The 17748-nt window shown below is 63.2% G+C and carries 20 protein-coding genes; 13 read left to right on the forward strand and 7 right to left on the reverse strand.

From position 1 onward, the window contains the following. The first annotated feature begins 85 nt into the window (after window positions 1–85). Window positions 86–535: a hypothetical protein gene (locus tag V5F48_RS04025; RefSeq protein ID WP_394040321.1), complete on the forward strand. Its 450-nt coding sequence runs from the start codon at window positions 86–88 to the stop codon at window positions 533–535. A 166-nt stretch (window positions 536–701) separates the two neighbouring features. Further along, entirely contained in the window at window positions 702–1238 is a 537-nt protein-coding gene (locus V5F48_RS04030) for a 3'-5' exonuclease (protein WP_394040323.1), read from the forward strand. 9 nt (window positions 1239–1247) lie between these two features. On the opposite strand, the gene V5F48_RS04035 is transcribed toward V5F48_RS04030, so the two are convergent. From V5F48_RS04035 to V5F48_RS04045, 3 genes are all read right to left on the reverse strand, one after another. Beyond that, on the reverse strand, window positions 1248–2141 hold the full coding sequence (locus V5F48_RS04035) for a hypothetical protein (protein ID WP_394040325.1): 894 nt from the start codon (window positions 2139–2141) through the stop codon (window positions 1248–1250). After that, window positions 2142–3386 (reverse strand): MBL fold metallo-hydrolase, encoded by a 1245-nt coding sequence (locus V5F48_RS04040; protein WP_394040327.1) that lies wholly within the window; start codon window positions 3384–3386, stop codon window positions 2142–2144. A gap of 175 nt (window positions 3387–3561) precedes the next feature. Further along, on the reverse strand, window positions 3562–3831 hold the full coding sequence (locus tag V5F48_RS04045) for a hypothetical protein (protein ID WP_394040329.1): 270 nt from the start codon (window positions 3829–3831) through the stop codon (window positions 3562–3564). A gap of 226 nt (window positions 3832–4057) precedes the next feature. Between V5F48_RS04045 and V5F48_RS04050 the strand changes: the two genes are divergently transcribed. The 3 genes from V5F48_RS04050 to V5F48_RS04060 all read left to right on the forward strand — a co-directional run bounded on the left by V5F48_RS04050 (window position 4058) and on the right by V5F48_RS04060 (window position 5234). Continuing rightward, window positions 4058–4249 (forward strand): MerR family transcriptional regulator, encoded by a 192-nt coding sequence (locus tag V5F48_RS04050; RefSeq protein WP_394040093.1) that lies wholly within the window; start codon window positions 4058–4060, stop codon window positions 4247–4249. Between the two features lie 56 nt (window positions 4250–4305). Next, a complete protein-coding gene (locus V5F48_RS04055) occupies window positions 4306–4611 on the forward strand; it encodes a hypothetical protein (RefSeq protein WP_394040330.1) in 306 nt (101 codons plus the stop codon). A 353-nt stretch (window positions 4612–4964) separates the two neighbouring features. Next, entirely contained in the window at window positions 4965–5234 is a 270-nt protein-coding gene (locus V5F48_RS04060) for a hypothetical protein (protein WP_394040332.1), read from the forward strand. 272 nt (window positions 5235–5506) lie between these two features. Here the strand turns inward: V5F48_RS04060 and V5F48_RS04065 are convergent, their stop codons facing one another. Beyond that, window positions 5507–6379, reverse strand: a complete 873-nt coding sequence (locus V5F48_RS04065; RefSeq protein ID WP_394040334.1) for a hypothetical protein — start codon at window positions 6377–6379, stop codon at window positions 5507–5509. Window positions 6380–6535: 156 nt separating this feature from the next. Between V5F48_RS04065 and V5F48_RS04070 the strand changes: the two genes are divergently transcribed. The 6 genes from V5F48_RS04070 to V5F48_RS04095 all read left to right on the forward strand — a co-directional run bounded on the left by V5F48_RS04070 (window position 6536) and on the right by V5F48_RS04095 (window position 11742). Then, window positions 6536–7540, forward strand: coding sequence for a PGN_0703 family putative restriction endonuclease (locus V5F48_RS04070; protein WP_394040336.1), 1005 nt, complete (start codon window positions 6536–6538; stop codon window positions 7538–7540). A gap of 105 nt (window positions 7541–7645) precedes the next feature. Further along, entirely contained in the window at window positions 7646–7870 is a 225-nt protein-coding gene (locus V5F48_RS04075) for an AbrB/MazE/SpoVT family DNA-binding domain-containing protein (protein WP_281809955.1), read from the forward strand. Beyond that, window positions 7867–8304, forward strand: a complete 438-nt coding sequence (locus tag V5F48_RS04080; protein WP_394040338.1) for a type II toxin-antitoxin system death-on-curing family toxin — start codon at window positions 7867–7869, stop codon at window positions 8302–8304. The genes V5F48_RS04075 and V5F48_RS04080 overlap by 4 nt, the downstream gene beginning before the upstream one ends. Before the next feature lie 267 nt (window positions 8305–8571). Then, window positions 8572–9060 (forward strand): hypothetical protein, encoded by a 489-nt coding sequence (locus V5F48_RS04085; RefSeq protein WP_394040340.1) that lies wholly within the window; start codon window positions 8572–8574, stop codon window positions 9058–9060. Window positions 9061–9556: 496 nt separating this feature from the next. Then, window positions 9557–11365: a phage exclusion protein Lit family protein gene (locus V5F48_RS04090; protein ID WP_394040342.1), complete on the forward strand. Its 1809-nt coding sequence runs from the start codon at window positions 9557–9559 to the stop codon at window positions 11363–11365. Between the two features lie 254 nt (window positions 11366–11619). Then, a complete protein-coding gene (locus tag V5F48_RS04095; protein WP_394040732.1) occupies window positions 11620–11742 on the forward strand; it encodes a hypothetical protein in 123 nt (40 codons plus the stop codon). A 293-nt stretch (window positions 11743–12035) separates the two neighbouring features. Here V5F48_RS04095 and V5F48_RS04100 read toward each other — a convergent pair whose 3' ends face one another. Beyond that, window positions 12036–13439 (reverse strand): cation:dicarboxylate symporter family transporter, encoded by a 1404-nt coding sequence (locus V5F48_RS04100; protein ID WP_394040344.1) that lies wholly within the window; start codon window positions 13437–13439, stop codon window positions 12036–12038. A gap of 75 nt (window positions 13440–13514) precedes the next feature. Next, window positions 13515–14861 carry a 3-carboxy-cis,cis-muconate cycloisomerase gene (pcaB, locus tag V5F48_RS04105; RefSeq protein ID WP_394040346.1) on the reverse strand — a complete coding sequence of 449 codons (1347 nt, stop codon included), beginning with the start codon at window positions 14859–14861 and terminating at the stop codon, window positions 13515–13517. A 132-nt stretch (window positions 14862–14993) separates the two neighbouring features. Between pcaB and V5F48_RS04110 the strand changes: the two genes are divergently transcribed. Further along, on the forward strand, window positions 14994–15731 hold the full coding sequence (locus V5F48_RS04110) for a GntR family transcriptional regulator (protein WP_394040348.1): 738 nt from the start codon (window positions 14994–14996) through the stop codon (window positions 15729–15731). Window positions 15732–15828: 97 nt separating this feature from the next. Next, window positions 15829–16573, forward strand: a protein-coding gene (locus V5F48_RS04115) for an IS5 family transposase (protein ID WP_394040715.1) whose coding sequence is annotated in 2 segments (ribosomal slippage) — window positions 15829–16113 and window positions 16115–16573 — 744 coding nt in all. Because the reading frame shifts where the segments join, the coding sequence is not laid out codon by codon here. 411 nt (window positions 16574–16984) lie between these two features. On the opposite strand, the gene V5F48_RS04120 is transcribed toward V5F48_RS04115, so the two are convergent. After that, complete coding sequence (locus V5F48_RS04120; protein WP_394040350.1) at window positions 16985–17467, reverse strand: recombinase family protein; 483 nt, start codon at window positions 17465–17467, stop codon at window positions 16985–16987. Between the last annotated feature and the right edge of the window lie 281 nt (window positions 17468–17748).

Below are 17748 nucleotides of genomic sequence, written 5' to 3' on the forward strand. Positions count from 1 at the left end.
CCCTTTGTCTTTTGCTCAGGCGAGCGCCACGACCAACCTGCCCCCTGAGCCGGGGGTGGCTTTGTCCGCACAGGAGGATTTCGCGATGGCCACAGATTGGCAGGCAAAGTCCCGCCCCACCTCGCCCGAGGCCCCCGAAAGCGGGGAGGCTCCTGCCGAAGCCGCCGTCCCCTGCGTCGGCATCTTCTGGTTCGTGATGAGGGCAGGTCGTCTCGAGCTTCTGACCTGCATGACGCCTTGGCCGCAGGCGGAGGACTATGGCGACTTCAAAACCGAGGCGATGGCCCACTACGATTTCTGGCCGAAGCTGCGGAAGAAGCTGCAGATCATCGGCGAGTATGAGGACTGGCCGCGCGGGCGCGTCGTCTACAACATGCGGGACGATCTCTTCACCGCCTACATCGACCGCCAGTTCGCGGCGGACGCCTTCCGAGCGGCGATCCTCGACGCGTTCCATCTTCCGCCCGAGCAGACACGCTTTGCCTTCGACGCCCACTACAGCGGAGCGAAGTTCAAGGTGAAGGCGCGTCCCTGACGCCCCGCCCGCCCCGGCACATCTCACTGTTCCGGCCGGTTTGACGCTCCCTAACACTTTGGAAAGAGAGCACCCTTCCCAGCCGGTTCTCCTGATAGGCGGGCTCGCGCGAGGACAACGAGGTGTAGCTCAGGGGAGGGGTGCGCTCTCCCGGAAACGCAGGGAAATGGAAGCGATGTCCGGCAACACGAAGCTCTCCTGGCCCGTTCGCACCATCGACTTCGAGGCGAGTTCACTGGAAGAGGGTAGCTACCCCATCGAGGTGGGTGTCGCCGTCTGGCCTCGGGAAGACGACCCCATCACGGTCTGGTCCACCCTGATCCGCCCCACCGACGACTGGCGCCGCTTCGGCCATTGGAGCCTGGCTTCGCGCAAGGTGCACGGCATCGCCATGAGCGAACTGGCCGGCGGCGCAGCACCGGCAGAGGTCGCGAAGGCACTGAACGAGACGCTGGGGGATGGCTTCGTCTGGTGCGATGGCGGCGCCTACGACGCCCATTGGCTGCGCACCCTGTTCGGTGCCGCCGGCATCAGGCCGAGCTTCGTCCTCGGCAATTGGGCAGGCTTGCTGCGATCCTTGCCGGAGCGGTGCCGCGAAGGTGTGTTAGCGGCGATGGAGGAAGCTCCGCCCCGGCACCGGGCCGGGGCAGATGCGGAGCAACTCTTGCGGGCGCTGGCGGCGGGTGTCGCCGTGCAGCGCTGATCTGAACGCCTAAAGCCTGATGTCGGCAGGGTTGCCGCGCGCGAGGATCTGGATGTCCTTGAACTGCTCCGCGTTGTCGGCCAGCAGCTTCTTCCATGCCCCGTCGCGCTGGTCGGCATCGAAGCCATAGACGATGAGGCGCACATCGGGAGGCGATGAGAGCGTGAGCGGGGCGCCTTCCGCCACTTTGCGCACCGCCGGAGAGACCACGCGGGTACCGCCGCTCATGTCGGCGAAGGCGACGAGATGCCGAGCGATGGTCTGATAGGTCTCAATGACCTCCGGCGTGTGCTGCATGAGGCGAGCCCTGTAGTTTTCGATCTGCTTGACCACGTTTTTCTCCCCCGACGTGCGCAGCTCCGGATTGCCGAGGACCTTGGCTTCCCAGAACACCAGCTTCACGCCGCTTTCGGTCTCGTTGAAGGTGGCGATATCGATGCGGGGCACGCTGCGGCTGCCAGCCTCCGCGGGGAAGGCGACCTCCACGTCCACCACATGGGGGTTGGCGCTGACGATCGCCTGCACTCCCTCCTTCTCCTCGCCCGCGAACAGGCCCGCCGCCTTCTTCAGCTTGCCCAGCGTCTCGCCCGGCACATAGGTGCGGGTCAGCGCGTCGAATCCATCCAGGGCGAAAGTGCCGGTCTCGGCGTCGAGCGTCACCTGGCCGGAAAGATCCGGGTTGAGCAGATACTTCGGGTGCGTGGTGGCGACGATGCGGTCGTGCTTCATCTCCACCTTGAAGATGGACTGGCCCCGCCAATAGACGTTGAGATAGTCATCCCGCACGCCGACGACGAGGCTCTTGTCGTGGAGCACATCCCGCCACCAACTCTCCTTCGCCGCCAATTCCGCAAGTGCTTCGATCATGCCGTCCTTGCGGATGCCGCGCCTGAACTCAGCCATTCACACCTCCCACCACTCGCCATCGCGCCGCACGACGACGTTCTCGAACAAAGACGGGAACCGATCGGCCTCGAAGGTGTGGATCGGCACCAGGGCGCGCGGCGCGATGGCGCCGGCGAGCCGCTTCAGATCGGGGATGGAGGCATGGCCCGAGGTGTGGATGATCTCGAAACCAATGCCATGCGCCTTCAGAGTCGCGAGGAGCGCTGCCGTCTTCTCATCCTTGAGGTAGCCTGCCCATTGGGACCAGACAGCGTGCGCGCCGCCGAGGCATCCGGCCTTCACGAGATCGTCGAGCAGACTGGCCCGGAACAGCACAACGTAGCGCTCCGGATGGGCGGCGAGATCCTCCGGGAACAGCCGACCCGCCTTGTGGCGCTCGATCAGGTCGAAGCGCTCGGCTTTCTTCACCTTCACCCGCTGGTGCCACGGCGTAAACAGCGCCACCTGCGGCCAGGACGTCTGCGGAATGGAGCTGTTGGCTGTCGCATGGAGCATCTCCGCCGCATAGAGGTCCACCACCAGCGTGCGCCCATTGCGCTTCGCCGCACGGAAGATGGTCACCACCCGATCGATGTTCTGGGCCGACGCCGCCACCAGCACCATGCCGGGCGTGCGGCGGATAACCTCCGTCAGCTCGGCCTCGATCTCGGCTTCGCTGGGAAAGCGGGCGTCTTCATCGAGCCGGCCGAGGCTGGAGCCCTCCATGAGCATCACGTCGATGCCCTTCGGCGGGCGGGCGATGAGCCGCTCGAACAGAGCGCCCTTGCGACCGTGGCTGCGGATATCGCCGGAATAAAACAGCCGCCGCCCGCCCGCATCCACGGTGAGGGCATAGGCATCGAAAGCGGAATGATCCACCAGGTGGGGCGTGACCGTGAACGGGCCGATAGAAAGCGAGCGGCCGTCTTCCAGATGCGCGTCCGCCTTCAGCACCGGCAAATCGCGGATGAAGAAGGACGCAGCGGCGAGAATACGCTCGGTGCCGGCCCCCATGAACACCGGCAGCGCCCCATGGGCATGGCCGAGCAGCCCCCAATGGTCACGGTGGCCGTGGGAGAGCACCACCCCGAGCAGCGACGGATCGGGGCTCCCGAGGCCGGGAACGTCCGGCAGCATGACCGGTGCGTCGGGCGCTGCATCAAGGGGCAGGCCGCAATCGAGCAGAAGGCGCTGACCCTCGGCCTCCAGCTCCACCACCGTGCCGCCGATTTCCCGTGTCCCGCGATGGATGCGCACGCGCATTTTAACGGGTCCTCAGCGGCAGAAGTGTCGAGGGACGAAAGGCCGATGCAGCCCCCTGTCGCGCCGCACGTCGCCGATGCTCCGCCGCTGCCATATTCGCCCCCGTGCTGCGATGCTGCGTAGACGGCAGTGGCTACCACGCACCTACGTCAATCTTGGGCGCAGCAGGAGATGTTCAGCGCTTGGGGCATGCAAAAAGTGCGATCCTGCCGCTGATCGGAGCCTTCGGAGCGAAAATGTGCATCTCCAGTTCCAGCGTGGTCCCGGACGTGCGGACGAAAGTGAGGAGCGCCTCGCTGCCGTAGAATGTCTGGGTGGTCTTGGTGCGGCAGGCGAGCTTGTTGAACACGAAGCTGTCGAAGCTCACGATCCCATGGTGTTCCGGATCGGTGCAGCCGCCCGGATTGTCGGCCCATCGCCCATAGGTCACATCCTGCTGCGCCATTACGGGGCCTGAGATTATGAATACTATAATACCATAGACGATTGCCTTCCAAAGAACACCGCGCACGCATCTCTCCCGTTCACGCCAAATGCGCCGGTAGGGCGCAGTGATGCACAGGGTAGCGGCCACCTCCGTCAAATCCGGGCGCCCAAATTTTTTCCGTCTCCTCAGAGTCAGCCGTGACGCCGCTTCTATATGGCCAGTGCCAACCTGAAGGGAGTTCGCGATGGCACAGTCAGACGGGCAAGGCGCCCTTTCAATCCAGCAATTCTGCAAGTGGGCCGGCATCGGCCGCACCCTGACCTACAAGGAGATCGAGTGCGGCAAGCTGCGCACCAAGAAGGTGGGCCGCCGCACCCTCATCACCATGGACGCGGCCCGCGACTGGCTCGCCGCGCTACCCGGCGGCATCGGGTGAGGCTTTTCACACATTTCGACACTCAGCGCCCACGGCGCCCATCGAAAGCTGCCAGAATGAATTCGAAATACATGCCTCGGCTCTACCACAAAGAATGTGCTGGAGCCGAAGAATTCATTGCCATGATGTCTTGGTTTAACCTTCAATGCACAGGGGACGAGGACCTGCATGAGTTCAAGGTGAAGAATTTCACCTACCATCTGGGCACTGGACGCATCACGCGCGATGGCTGCCCCCCGGAAGCGGAGCGCGGCATTGATGCCCTGCTGGCCCTCCTGGGGCACAGTCGCGACGAGCTTCCGCCTTTTGAAATATTCGAACCGGAGCGCTGGCCGGGTGGAACCTTTGGACCTCCCCCTTAGGCAAACAGCCAGAGCAAGGACCCTTACGTTTCTGGGCTCCTTCCCATTCACAACGGGAGGGGGCCTTTTCTGTTACACGGACGGCCCAAGGGAGAAGACAATCCGGCACCGAACGGCAGCCTTCTCGACGCATCAGTTCTTGGCAATGTCCGGCGGAGGAAGCCAGAGCGAACGCGGCGCAGGTCATCGGTGTTCACACCCGACGTCACGCACGATATTCGCGATACCCCCCTGAGATGACCCTGTCATCCATCCACGTACTGTCCTCTCCCTCTACCTGACCCTCTCTGCCCCTGATCACCAATGCCCTGGTGCGCCCAGCCGCCACCAAGGCAGAGCAGAACGAGAGCAGCATGAGCCGCAGCATGTTTCCCGCCCACGCCCCGCTGCCCGATGACCCGCCCAATATGGTCCGAGCCATTGAGCGCCTGAACGCACTCGGCATCGGCTTCGAGCGCAAGACGCTGTATCAGCTCAAGATCGGCGAGTGGAATTTCTATCCCGGACGAGGGACCATTGTTCATGACGGCGGCTTGCCTGCGCAGGACCGAGGCCTCCTGGCACTGCTGGAACGGTTGCGCCTACCAGTCCAAAATCGCGCAAAGCCCCGCCATCACCCATAACCTTTTGGTTTTTCTCAAATTCTACCGCCGAACCTCCGCAATCGGCTTAAAACGCCTCCATTATTTCGCCGATTTATCGCAAAATGGAGGTGCCAAAAACAGATGTATGGCCAGCAGCCCTTGAGGCGACAAGACATCCGATCGCTGTGAGCGAAAGCAGCCAGTCGGGACGGCATCACAACGGCCGCCCAACTAAAAAGAAGGGGGTAAGCGTCCGTGCAAGAGGAACCCCCTGCACGGACGCTTACCCCCTTATATTTTATCAAATTCTCTCAGATTAAGGTAAGAGCTTGGAGCGCCCTGGCCGTCTCGATGGCCAATGGGCTACGGTACATGTAGTCACTGTACCGCCTCTCAAAAGGTACTTCGTCGATGCCGTACGGTCTCTCGTACCCTGCCTTGCGTCTGGCTGCGGGTTGAAGACCTCGGGCAATATGGACGCGGCTCATCGCAACACGCCCAGTATCACGCTGTTTCACGCCCAAATAGTAATTGGCAGTCTTCCGCGGCAGATGGGGGTTCATCTTTAGCTCCCACCGCCGAAGCCGCGGATCGAGCCCCTTCATCAGGTACTTGAAGATGGCCCATTGCGACCTGATGTGATTATCTCGGCGCATGTGGACGTGCATCTGCCGCGAAATGGTTTGCGGATCCACACAGAGCCTAGCGGCATTTTTGGCGCGCCATTCCTTGAATTCCGCCCTGATGCGATCAGGTATGTGGACAGCAATATGAGTGTGATACCCTTCCTTCGCGCCATTTTCGAAAACCGCATAATAGTGCGGAGGACATCCATGATATTCTAGAAACTTGCGAAGTCGGTCTATAAGACCCTCGTATGCTGCGCAAATGTCATCCTCGGTATAGAGCCCTGCATACTTCCACACGACCGTGATCATGACGTTCAAGGTCGACCCGAAATAGTTCGCGAACAGGATCGCGTCATAGACATTGGCGCATTGGCCTCGGGTAATGTATCGGGTTATGACTAACTTCCTCAGGCTCTTCTCAAAGATTTCCGGGGTGGCGCCGAGCACAATATCCCGCATCCGCCGTTCATTAGGATCGGCGAACGGCAGCCACATTTCTTCGAGGGTACGCCCTCCCCAGGGCATCCAAGGGTCAAAATCGGGGACGTCGGACATCTATTGTTCCAGGTAGCTGTGGAGCCAAATGCCTGGGAGATGCCCAATTTTTGGATATATAATGTTTTGATCGAATTTCAAGTTGGCTAAGGCCTGCGTTATATTGTTGCTGATGCGCGGGAATCTTCGTCACCAATCAGCAAGTCAGGTGACGAAATGACCGATAATACAGATGGTTACGTAAATTCACTTCTTCCCATTGTTCCTCGTGATATCCTCAAGCGCTATCATGTGAATGAATTTGGCGATACACGCTTTGCGAGCTACGCGCGCCTACTTCAATCTATCTGGCGGGAAAGCAGGGGATTGGCGCCTGGCTGGCACCGGGGGCGGGACGGACGCCAGCGCATCCTGGGGAGCCGGCTCGATCTGGCAGATGCCCGCCGGGGCCGCAATCTCCTGACGCCCGACATCGCCCGGTTGACGCGTCGAGCGACGGCCTATCGCGAGATCGGCGCCTTCATTGAAGAGCTGCGGCTATGGGAAAACCTCTTGTCGAGCCAGCCGCTCACCTTCAACTTGTTCGCCCGCTGCCAGAGCGCCCCGGACCGCGGCCTCGGGCTCTTTGCTCGCCTCTTCCCCGGCTTCTTCGGCCAAGTGGGGGAACTTGCCTTCGAGCACTCGCCCGGACGGGGCGATCCCACCTATCTCGGCGATTACACCGCCTTCGATCTCTATGTGAGCGGCCTCGCCCCGGACGGCAGCCCGGCCTTCATCGCGATCGAGATGAAGTATTCGGAAGCCATGCGCCAGCCGGGGCGAAGCAGCAAGGCGCGCTACCGGGAACTGACCCGCGCCTATGCCCTCCACCTCGATCCCGAAGCGCCGGGCCTCTTGTTCGATCCGCTGGCCCAACTCTCCGCCGAGCACCTTCTCGCCGCCCTCATCCGGGAACGGCTGGGGCCGGGCGCCCATGCCCTCTTCCTCGTCATCGCCCCCGCCGGCAATCGCGACGCCTGGAATGCCGTGGACCGCTATCGGAGCATGCTGACCGAGCAAGGTGACGGCGTGCCCTTCATCGCCCTGACCTTGGAGGCCGTGATCTCAGCCATCGGCGAGACCGGGGATCCCGACCTCGCAGCCCGCCTGCACGAGCGTTACACCGACTTCACGCCGGTTCATCGCCTGATCGACGACTGGGAGCCCTTCACCGAGGACTGATCGAGATGGAGCAGGTCCGCTCCGTTGCCTCGCTGCACGGAGCGGATCGGCCTTGACTGCGCCCTGTCGTTCATACATTTGTTCATACAGAAAGGAGATGCTGTCATGGTTGCGCTCAAGCTGGGAAAGATCGGCAATTCGGTGGGCGCGGTGCTGCCCAAGGAGGTGCTGGCGCGTCTCAAGGTAGAGCAGGGCGACACCCTGTATCTGACCGAGACTCCGGACGGCTATCACCTGACCCCCTACGAACCCGAGTTCGAGGCGCAGATGGAAGAAGCCCGCAAGATCATGAAGAAGCGCCGCAATGTGCTTCGTGAACTGGCGAAATGAGCGGGCCGGACGTGCGGCAGGAGCCGCGCTGGGTGACCAAGGCCGTCGTGCTCGCCGTTCATGACGCACAGCTCGCGGAGCATGGGGGCGGCAGGGGCGTGCGGGACGAGGGGCTCCTGGAGACGGCTCTCGATCGCCCGAAGAACCGCTACCATTACATGCAGCAGGATGACGCCGCCGGAGCGCGGGTGTCCGCCTCCGACGCGGCTGCCCTGGCCGCCGCCTATGCCTATGGCATCGCCAAGAACCATCCCTTCGTGGACGGCAACAAGCGCACGTCCTTCGTTGTGTGCGAGCTGTTCCTGGCCCTCAACGGCTTCGAACTCGCGATGGACGACGCCACGGCGGTGACAACTTGGCTGGCCCTGGCGGCGAGTGGGTTGAGTGAGGACGAACTCGCGGACAGGATAGCTGGAATGATCAGGGAAGCATGAGTTTGGAGGCTCGCGGTAACTTCACCTCCATACCCTGAGGAGGTGGCGTGTATTTCAGTCCCATCACCGTTTCTATATGACGCGAGCCGAGGCACTCCCGCTTGGCAGAGCCTCATTCCGACCTGGATTCATCTGCCTCAAAACCAACAACTGACTGCTCTCTGCTCTTCTCACTCAGCGGATTTTCCGTTGAGATCTTCTCTCGACCTTCTCTGTAAATTCGCTCAGGCCGGGATGAGGCGTTCTTCTCAGATGAGAGGTCGCCGTATGCTCCAGTACTCTTCCGCCGCCGATCAGCACCAGTTTCTCCTCCAGCATCGCCGCCTGATCCACGCGCCGTCGGAGGCCATTATCCGGGCGTGGTGCAATCCGGACATCTTCAGCAAGTTCCACGCGTCAGCGCCCCACTTGGGCGTCACGTTCAGCATCGACCCCGCGGCTACGCACCGCGCCAGCATCACCCTTGGCAATCCCTTCGACGACATCCAGGAGCGTCTGCCCCTCTGTATCAGTTATGACGTGGCGGGCTCGGCCCGCGAGCATCATTTTGCCGGTCCTGTCAACGACCCCCATGCGCTGCAGCTCTGTCTCACCCTGTCGCCGACATTTCGTCTCGCGGCGGGCTTCAACATAGCCTCACCCGCCCCGAGGACTTCTTGCACGTTGTCGCTCGGCACCCCAGACGGCGATGCTTATGAAGGTTGGACCTGGTCGCTCCTATACGACGTGCTGCCGTTGCTGGCTGACGCGCTTTAGCACATTGCGGCGCTTCCTTGTTTGAACCTGTGATCGTCTGGCATCGCGCTCCGATCCAAGAGCGGGCGTTTCGGGGTAACCTAGCTCACCCCTCGGGATGAATGTCGACTGAGGTCAAGGGAGCAAGGCCGAGATGTCTGTCATCCCGCGTCTGGCGACACTCCCCCTGACGGAGTGGTAATTAGTACCTCCCCGACGCCTTCGCTCTTGTCGGTGACCCGCCTGACTTCGTAGGGGCATTGCGCGCCATTTCCGGACTTTGGAGCGGCGCCAGAAACCTGCCGTTCGACTGCTTGCGCAGAATCGGGACATCGGATCGAAGCTTACGGGCGAGAGCGAGTCGTACAGTGATTTGACTCATCGATCCACTGCAGCCAGAAGCTGTCCGCGGCGGGCTGACACGTGCTAGCACAAAGGGCATCGGAAGGAGCCGGCTCGAGCCCATTGAAGCTCTATCCTTCGCTGCATCGGGGGTGCTGCCCCCTATAGAGGACTCATGCGCAAGCCTAACCTTAAGCCCGGTGACATCTGCGCTTGTGGCAGCCGGCGCACTTATGGTGAATGCCACCAGCCGATCTACGAAGCCGCCGAGGGCAAGGCGGTCCCGGTGGCACAAGAGATTTATGCTCGTGAGTGGGGTGTGAATTCCGATCACTACGGCGCTGAGGGTCTTTACACCACCTTAGCGTCCGAACTGGTCGCCACCGGCGGGATCTCGCGGGTGCTCGACATTGGCTGCGGCCTCGGCCAGGGGCTAGAGGCGCTATCGGAGGCTATCGGTGGTCCTGATCGGCTGATCGCTGGCGTCGATGAGAACCCCTATTGTCTGGCCGCGGCTGCCGCGCGTCTTGGCCTTCCGGCCGAGGCCGTCGCCAGCCCGCGGGTAACATCGCAACTGGGCTTGAGGCTCTACGACGCTGTGCCCGACGCAACGCCAATCGCCGTCCAAGGCGACCGAGTCCTAGTGCAGGCCGACGTGCTCGTCTCCGACGGCCCATTCGAGAAGTGGCTTCGGGCAAACGGCCAGTTTGACGCCGTCACACTGTGGTTCACCGGTGGCCACAAGGCCCGGTCGCTGACTAAGGTCGCTGAGCGCATCAAGGCCGAGAGCGACGAGGACTTCCGCTGGGCGATCGAAGATCAAGTAATGGACATTGCGATCCGCCACCTGCGCCCGGGCGGGCTGATCCAGATCGTGACGCGAGCCGCCGGCAACGTGGAGGCCCTGCGCCTTGAATTAGAGGCGCATCGTCGGGGTGCCATCGCGGACTTTCCGGTCGAGTTGGTCGCAGTGAAGGCCCACCCCTATGCCGAGCCGACAGCTTCGGGCGCCATTGTCATGGTAGGTGCTGGCGGCGTCCCTGTGATGAGCCAATTGGCGGCATTCTCCACTTTGTTGCGCGCCCGCGAGGTTTCGACTGAGCTTGCGGTGGCAGGGCTCTTCAAGCGGGTCAACCGGACCCCGTTCAACATCGCTCCGGAGCGGGGTCCGGAGCTGTCCGAGGCGGTGTTCGGATCCGGCGACTGGACCCTCAACCCGCGCGCCTCCAAGGCGGACTTCTGGGCCGTGCCCGACGACAAGGCGGTCTATCTCACATGGGCGGGGCTGGGGAGCTTGTGGTGCGTTGCCTTCGTGGCCTACTCGATCATCAACGCCGCTTCGGCGGCCTCACGCGCACCGGGGCTCAAGAATGCCTCGGCCATCAGCATCGGCCAACTCTGGCACGACGTCAACCTACAGGGTTATGTTGACTACGCCAAGCTGTTGATCAAGAACGACCGGCCTTGGCCGCCGGGTCTTGAGTTGCCCGACGCCGATGCGCCATTGTCGTCTCCACAGGGCCGCCTGAACAACCTGATCTATGGCGCCTTGAGCTGGATCCTGCTGCACGAGATCGGCCACGCTCACCTTGAGCATATTCCCTATCTCTCGCCGCCGGACATGGTCCGCCAAGAGGTGCAGGCGGACGACTTCGCGACTGACTGGGTGCTTAAAGAGGCCGGCGTAGGCCTGGCGCGAGAGTTCCGGGTCCTCATGGTGATTACCGCCCTAGCCTGGCTCTTCCTATTCGAGCAGGCAGGTGGCCAGGATACCCAGCATCCGCCGGCGATCAGACGCTTCGCCGCCGCGGCCCGCTCTTTTAAGCTCGGTGAGCGAAGCGCAGCATATGAAAATGGGTATTATTTTCTGAAGGCTATTTTCGACCCGGGAGGCCCGGTGCCGCCCAAGCGACCGATGCCACGGGAGGCTTTCGAGGCTATGGCTGAGCGCCTGGAAGAGCTGTTCCCGGTACGCGGTGAATGACTGTATCGCAAGACATCGGTCGGTATCCCGAGCGGCCGACGCGGCCGTCGGATGCAACTCTTGGCGAAAACGATCGCCGTGTAGCAAGAACCGCATGGCCGTTTCTGCGTTGTCCTACTGAGGGCCGGCCCCACCGGCGCGCCCGCGCCAATAACAGACGCTCACCTTCGCACCCCATACCAGCCGTTTAGGCCTGTCGCCGGCGGCGACTGGTCCAGCCAACCTATGCCCACATCTCTGTCGGGGATGCGTCATTGCCGACCCGGATCGACTGGTTCAACCATCGCCCGCTGCTGGAGCCCACCGGCAACATCCCGCCGGCCGAAGCCGAGGAACGCTACTACGCTATGCTCGACGAGCAGAAAAGGGTGGCTTGACTCACACGAAAAAACCTCCGGCAAACCCGGGGCGGTTCACAGAGTATTAATTCCCGTAGATCATGCGGCCGCGATCTTTTTAACGCCGCTTCCGGCGGGAAGATTGGCGAGATCGCATTTGCGCTCGCCCGAAGACCACCACCCGCCAACCAGCCAGGCCTCTGCCCCGGCATGTGTTGCTGCCTTTGGCTGCCTGCTTTTCGTATTTGCCGCGCACGCGCTGGCCGTTCACCGTCGCGTGCGCGCCTGCGATGCTTCCGCTCGGCGATCAAGGCCGAGCGGTGCAGCTGGGATCAGGTGGCGGCGGCGGCGGCCGCCGGCCGGGCCGCCTCGGAAGGGGCCGGAAGCTCGAACTCGGCGATGATCGCCCGCTCCGCCGCCTGCGGATCGCGATTGGCGAGGGCCGCCCTGGTCGGGTCGAACTCCCCGCACAGCTTTGCCGTGACGATGGTGGCGACACAATTGCCCACCACGTTGCAGGTGGCCACCGCCATGGACATGAAGCGATAGACGCCGAACAGGAGCGCCAGCCCTTCCACCGGGATGAAGCCGGATGCGGTGACGGTGGCCGCGAACACCACGAAAGTGCCGCCGGACACCGTCGCCGCGCCCTTGGAGGTGAGCAGCATGATGGCCATGAGCGTGCCGAGCTGCGTCCAGGTGATGTCGATGCCATAGGCGTGGCTCAGGAACACGACGCCCATGCCCATGTAGATGGACGTGCCATCGAGATTGAAGGCATAGCCGGTGGGCATCACCAGGCCCACCGCCTGCCGCGAGGCACCATAGCCGGGCAGCTTCTCCAGGAGCTTGGGCAGGACGCTCTCCGAGGAGGCGGTGCCCAGCACCACGATGATCTCGTCCTTGATGTAGCGCAGAAGGCCGAGAAGGCTGATGCGGAAGATCAGGCAGACGGTGCCGAGCACGATGGCGATGAAGCCGATGATGGCGAGATAGAAGCTCACGACCAGCCAGGCGAGGGCGATGAGCACATCCGTGCCGTTCGCACCCACGGCATAGGCCACCGCCCCGAAAGTGCCGATGGGAGCAAGCTTCATGATGAGGTGGATGAATTCGAAGAAGGCGTTGGAGATGGTGGCGAGCCCGCCCTCGACGGGCGCGCGCTTCACCGGCTTCAGGGAAAGCAGGGCCGCGCCGAAGATGATGGCGATGACCAGCACCTGCAGCAGTTCGCCCTTAGCGAAGGCGCCGACGAAATTGTCGGGAAAGACATTGAGCAGGAACTGGTCGAACGTGGTGTGGGATTCGCTCGCCCGGTGAGCGGCGGCGGCGGCGCCCTTGGTGGCGCTGGCCGAGGCCGCCACATGGCCCATTCCCCGCCCGACGTTGAAGAGATAGGCCGCGGCTAGGCCAAACACGATGGCGATGGTGGAGATGATCTCGAAATAGATGGTGGCGGTCAGCCCCACCTTGCCGACGCGCTTGAAATCGCCCGCAGCCGCAATGCCGGCCACCACGGTGAGGAAGACGAGCGGGGCGACGGCGGTTTTGATGAGGCGCAGGAAGATGTCGCCCAGGATCTTCATGGAGGCGCCGAATTCGGGCCAGATCAGCCCGACGACGATGCCCAGAACCATGGAGACGCCTACCTGGAAGCCGAGCCCCTTCCAGAGCGGCTTGCGGGAGGGGCTGCCTTTAGGCGGGACAGCGGATGATGAATGAGACATGGCGGTCATGGAGCATATCCTCCCTTGGGCGACCTGCCGGGCTCCGGTCCGACAGATCGTCGTTGTGGTTTTCTTGGAGATGCGTCAGGCGCGGCCAGCCACGACACGGTCGGTCATCTCGGCGGAGAGGCCGAGATAGTTGACCGGGTCGCAGGCATGTTCGACCGCCTCGGGACCACCGAGGGCGTCGACCACGTCCGGATTGGCTTTCAGCACGTCGGCCAGCTTCTTCGCGCCTTCGATGGCGACACGGCAGGCTTCGTAGACAACGTCATGGGCATGCTGGCGGCCCAGCTTCGGGGCGGCGGCCATCATCACGGCCTCCGCCACGATCAGGCCGCCGGTCAGATCGAGATTGGCGCGCATGCGCGCCTCGTGGACCACCAGCCCGTCCAGCATGTAGCGCGCGTTCGCCAGGGCGGACGCGGTCAGGATGAAGCTCTCGGGGATTGCGATCCATTCGAGGTGCCACGGGCCGGTGGCCCGCTCGAAGTCGTGGATCATGCCGTCGAGGGCCGTGGCCACCTGCTGGCGCACCGATTTCGCGGCAGCGAGGATCAGCTCGCAGGAGATGGGATTGCGCTTCTGCGGCATGGTGGAGGAGGCGCCGCGGCCATGGACGAAGGGTTCGGAGACCTCGCCGAACTCGGTCGCCATCATCAGCATCACATCGGTGGCGATCTTGGCGAGCGACCCGGTGACGAGGCCGAGATAGCAGATCACCTCGGCGATGCCATCGCGCGCCACATGCCAGGTGATGGGCGGCTGGGCGAGGCCCAGCTCCGCGCAATAGGCCGCCTGCACATCGAGCCCGCCCTCACCGATGGAGGCGAGGGTTCCGGCCGCGCCGGAGAACTCGCCGAACAGCACGCGCTCGCGGATACCGGCAAGGCGCGCGGCGTGGCGGTCGATGGAGGAAAGCCAGACCGCCACCTTGTAGCCGAACGTGACCGGCAAGGCCTGCTGGAGATGGGTGCGGCCCGCCATGGGCGTATCGCGGTGGCGCTGGGCCAGCTTGGCGAGGATGTCCTGCAAGGCCGTGATGTCGGCCTCCACTAGATCGAGCGCGGCGCGGATCTGGAGCACGTTGGCCGTGTCCATGATGTCCTGCGTGGTGGCGCCCCAGTGCACGAAGCCTCCGGCATCACCGGCCGCCTCCGAGAGCTGGTGGACCAGCGGCAGGATAGGATAGCCGACGATCTCGGTCTCGTGGCGCAGGCGTTCAAAGTCGATCTCGATGCTGCGCGAGACGGCATCGATCTTCTCTCCCGCCGTGGCGGGGATCAGCCCCAGCTTTGCCTCGGCACGGGCCAGCGCCGCTTCCGCTTCGAGATAACGGCCCACGAGGGCCTCGTCGGTGAAGACCGCGCGCATAGCGGCAGTCCCGAACATGTCGCGGAACAGGAGTGAATCGAAAACGGTGCTGGACATGCGACCTCTCAGGTCATGGGGACTTGATTTGATTTTGTACGAACAAAACATATTGTCCGTACAAATATCAAGCGTTTTGTTCGGACAATCGCGCGTGCTATCCAATTTTAAGTTGCCGAGGAGAGCCGAGCGTTGAGCAAGAGATATGCGGAGGTCGCGCGCCAGCTGGTGGGGGAGATCGGCCAGGGCGTGCATCCTGTGGGCTCCACCCTGCCGAGCGAGCCGGCGCTGGCCCTGGCCCTGGGGGTCAGCCGCTCCACCGTGCGCGCCGCCCTCGACGAACTTCAGAAGCTCGGAATGGTCTCCCGCCGCCCCAGTCTCGGCACGCGGGTGGAAGCGGCGGAGCCTCAGCGGGCAGGCCAGGGCTTCTCGCAGACCCTCGGCTCGGTGGAGGCCATCTCCCAATACGCCGCGGATACAAGGCGCGAAGGTCTCACCCTCGCCGACATGGTGGCCGATCGGGAAAAGGCCAAGCGCCTCGGCCTCCCGCCGGGTTCTCGCTGGCTGCGCATTTCCTACTGTCGTGTCGACCGGAAGGATCCCGAGGCCCCGCCCATCTGCTGGACCGACGTCTATGTGGATGCGCAATATGCCGACCACGTGCGCGCCCGCATGGCAACGCATGTGGGTGCGGTCTCCGAGCTGGTGGAGGAAGCGGCCGGCCGCCGCATCGCCGAGGTGGAGCAGACGCTGCGCGCCTCAGGCGTACCCGAGCGGATGGCCGAGGCGCTCCAGGCACCGGTGAACGGCCATGCACTGGAAATCACGCGCTCTTATTTCCTTGGTGCCGGCGAACTGGCGCTTCTTTCCGTCAGCATCCACCCCGGCGACCGCTTCGCCTATGTCTCCCGGCTGGTCCGGGCGGAATGAGCGCGCCGAGGTGGGAGCGCTCTGGAGACCGGGGCGGATGCCCGACAAGACCTGTGCGCTTGGCCTCCGAGCTGGTGCGCCGCCACGGCATCTATTCGTGCACTGGTCTGTGATTGAGCCGCTGCTGCCGACGAAGGTCCGCGGGGTGCCACGCGCCGACGACCGCAAGGTTCTGAATGGCATTTTCTGGCGGCTTCGCACGGGGGCGCCCTGGGCCGACATTCCGGCGCGCTACGGTCCGCACACGACCTGCGTCAACCGCTTCAACCGGTGGCGCAGGGCTGGTCACTGGGCGTGCATTTTGCACGCTATATCATCCACTTACGACGGGGACGTACAGATGATCGACTCGTCCTCTATCCGGGTTCACCAGCACGCCGCAAACGGTCAAAAAAGACGAGCGATCCCGTTGCATGGGTCGCTCGCGCGGCGGCCTGACCACCAAAATCCACGCACTTGTCGATGCTGAAGGCCGTCCGGTCCGCCTCAAACTGACCGAGGACCAGGCTCATGACGGACGCTCGGCCGCCGACATGCTGGAAACGGTTCGGGCCGGGCACATCCTGCTCGCCGACCGCGCCTACGACGGTGACGTCCTGCGTGCGGAAATGGCCGAGCGGGGCGCATGGGCCAATATCCGTGCCATGCCAAACCGCGTCAAAGTCTTCCCGTTCAGCCCATGGGTCTGCCGCCAGCGCAACGCCGTCGAACGGTTCTTCAACAAACTCAAACGCTTCAGAGCCGTTGCCACCCGATACGACAAGTGCGACGACAACTTCCTCGCATCCGTCCAGCTGGCTTCGATCCGCATCTGGTTGCGAAGTTATGAGTCGGTCACCTAGGCCGCCGGAGGAGCCCGATCTTTGTGGATGCGACTGAAACGCGCCGCGGATGTCGAGCCACATATTGAGACGCGTGAACGACCAAGCTCAGGAGTTCAGGCCGACAAGCGGACTTTCCGAAGGTCCGCTGAGGGTCAGACTTTCCCGTTGCCAGCCATACCCGTCCGTCAGCGGCCAAAAGGGGAAGGTGAAGTGGTGTGACATCGCGTTTCACGGCTGCTCGCTAATCAGATGTCGCTACTGGCCTACGGTCGGGGAAGGGTAGGCAGTGAGCCGCCATAGCCCATGGCCACCAACAGGGTGGCGATGACGCGCTCGAAGAAGGCCGGCGGGTTCCGGAGGATGCGGGCGAGCAAATCTTGTCGCAGCGCCGCTTGCAAGGCGGCGCTGCCTCCGCCTGCTCTTCCGACGTCACTGTGGCGGGTGCTGGAGGCGGCGCAACCTTGGCACCGGCCTCATTCTCCCCGGTGCCGTCGTGGGCGTTGCGATAGAACTCCCGGAAGGTCGGGTAGGTCTCCAGCAAGGGGATGTCGATGCGGGGTGGATTGCGGGCAAGCAACTCGCGGCCGGAGGGGAGCAGCGCCTCCCGCTCCGCCCCTGCTTCTTGCCCTCCGCCTTCGCCCGCGCCAGCCCGGCGTTCACGAGCTCCCGGATCATGGCCCGCTCGTATTCGGTGAACAGGCCCATCATCTGGAACATGGCCCGGCCGGACGGCGTCGAGGTGTCGAGGGCCTGCTGGTGCAGGTAGAGGTCGGCGCCACGGGCGTGAACGTCGGTAAGGAAGGCCACGAGGTCCGCCATGGAACGGCCCAGGCGGTCCACCGACCATGCGGCCACCATATCTACCTCACGGCGGGTGGCTCCCGCCGCAGGACAAGGCCGCGCTCTCTGCAATGATCCTCAACCGGGTGTGGGAGGCGGCCTAACGGTCGCATCCCACACCTTCCCGCCTGATCCCGGCAAATCCCGAAAGGTGCCATCCAGGTGCCAACGTCGCAATTTGCTGGTAATTTTGCTGGTATCTGCAAAGAGCTGTTAGACTTATATATTTGATATTTAACACGTATTTTTACTTATTGTCCGTCCTGCCGGGCCACCATTTTCAGGGATGCCGAGGCAGGAACCGCCAACGGAACATATCCCTGCCATCGTCCGGAAAAATGCTGCAGCCCGCG

Origin of the sequence: Xanthobacter autotrophicus ATCC 700552 (assembly GCF_043194565.1) — a bacterium.
Taxonomy (GTDB): Bacteria; Pseudomonadota; Alphaproteobacteria; order Rhizobiales; family Xanthobacteraceae; genus Xanthobacter; species Xanthobacter autotrophicus_F.

Coding starts and splice junctions, on each gene's coding strand:
- V5F48_RS04050 (WP_394040093.1), top strand. CDS start 4,058: ATGGCACAGTCAGACGGGCAAGGCGCCCTTTCAATCCAGCAATTCTGC.
- V5F48_RS04085 (WP_394040340.1), top strand. CDS start 8,572: ATGCTCCAGTACTCTTCCGCCGCCGATCAGCACCAGTTTCTCCTCCAG.
- V5F48_RS04030 (WP_394040323.1), top strand. CDS start 702: ATGGAAGCGATGTCCGGCAACACGAAGCTCTCCTGGCCCGTTCGCACC.
- V5F48_RS04025 (WP_394040321.1), top strand. CDS start 86: ATGGCCACAGATTGGCAGGCAAAGTCCCGCCCCACCTCGCCCGAGGCC.
- V5F48_RS04080 (WP_394040338.1), top strand. CDS start 7,867: ATGAGCGGGCCGGACGTGCGGCAGGAGCCGCGCTGGGTGACCAAGGCC.
- pcaB (WP_394040346.1), bottom strand. CDS start 14,861: ATGTCCAGCACCGTTTTCGATTCACTCCTGTTCCGCGACATGTTCGGG.
- V5F48_RS04065 (WP_394040334.1), bottom strand. CDS start 6,379: ATGTCCGACGTCCCCGATTTTGACCCTTGGATGCCCTGGGGAGGGCGT.
- V5F48_RS04055 (WP_394040330.1), top strand. CDS start 4,306: ATGAATTCGAAATACATGCCTCGGCTCTACCACAAAGAATGTGCTGGA.
- V5F48_RS04070 (WP_394040336.1), top strand. CDS start 6,536: ATGACCGATAATACAGATGGTTACGTAAATTCACTTCTTCCCATTGTT.
- V5F48_RS04035 (WP_394040325.1), bottom strand. CDS start 2,141: ATGGCTGAGTTCAGGCGCGGCATCCGCAAGGACGGCATGATCGAAGCA.
- V5F48_RS04090 (WP_394040342.1), top strand. CDS start 9,557: ATGCGCAAGCCTAACCTTAAGCCCGGTGACATCTGCGCTTGTGGCAGC.
- V5F48_RS04100 (WP_394040344.1), bottom strand. CDS start 13,439: ATGACCGCCATGTCTCATTCATCATCCGCTGTCCCGCCTAAAGGCAGC.
- V5F48_RS04060 (WP_394040332.1), top strand. CDS start 4,965: ATGAGCCGCAGCATGTTTCCCGCCCACGCCCCGCTGCCCGATGACCCG.
- V5F48_RS04040 (WP_394040327.1), bottom strand. CDS start 3,386: ATGCGCGTGCGCATCCATCGCGGGACACGGGAAATCGGCGGCACGGTG.
- V5F48_RS04075 (WP_281809955.1), top strand. CDS start 7,646: ATGGTTGCGCTCAAGCTGGGAAAGATCGGCAATTCGGTGGGCGCGGTG.
- V5F48_RS04045 (WP_394040329.1), bottom strand. CDS start 3,831: ATGGCGCAGCAGGATGTGACCTATGGGCGATGGGCCGACAATCCGGGC.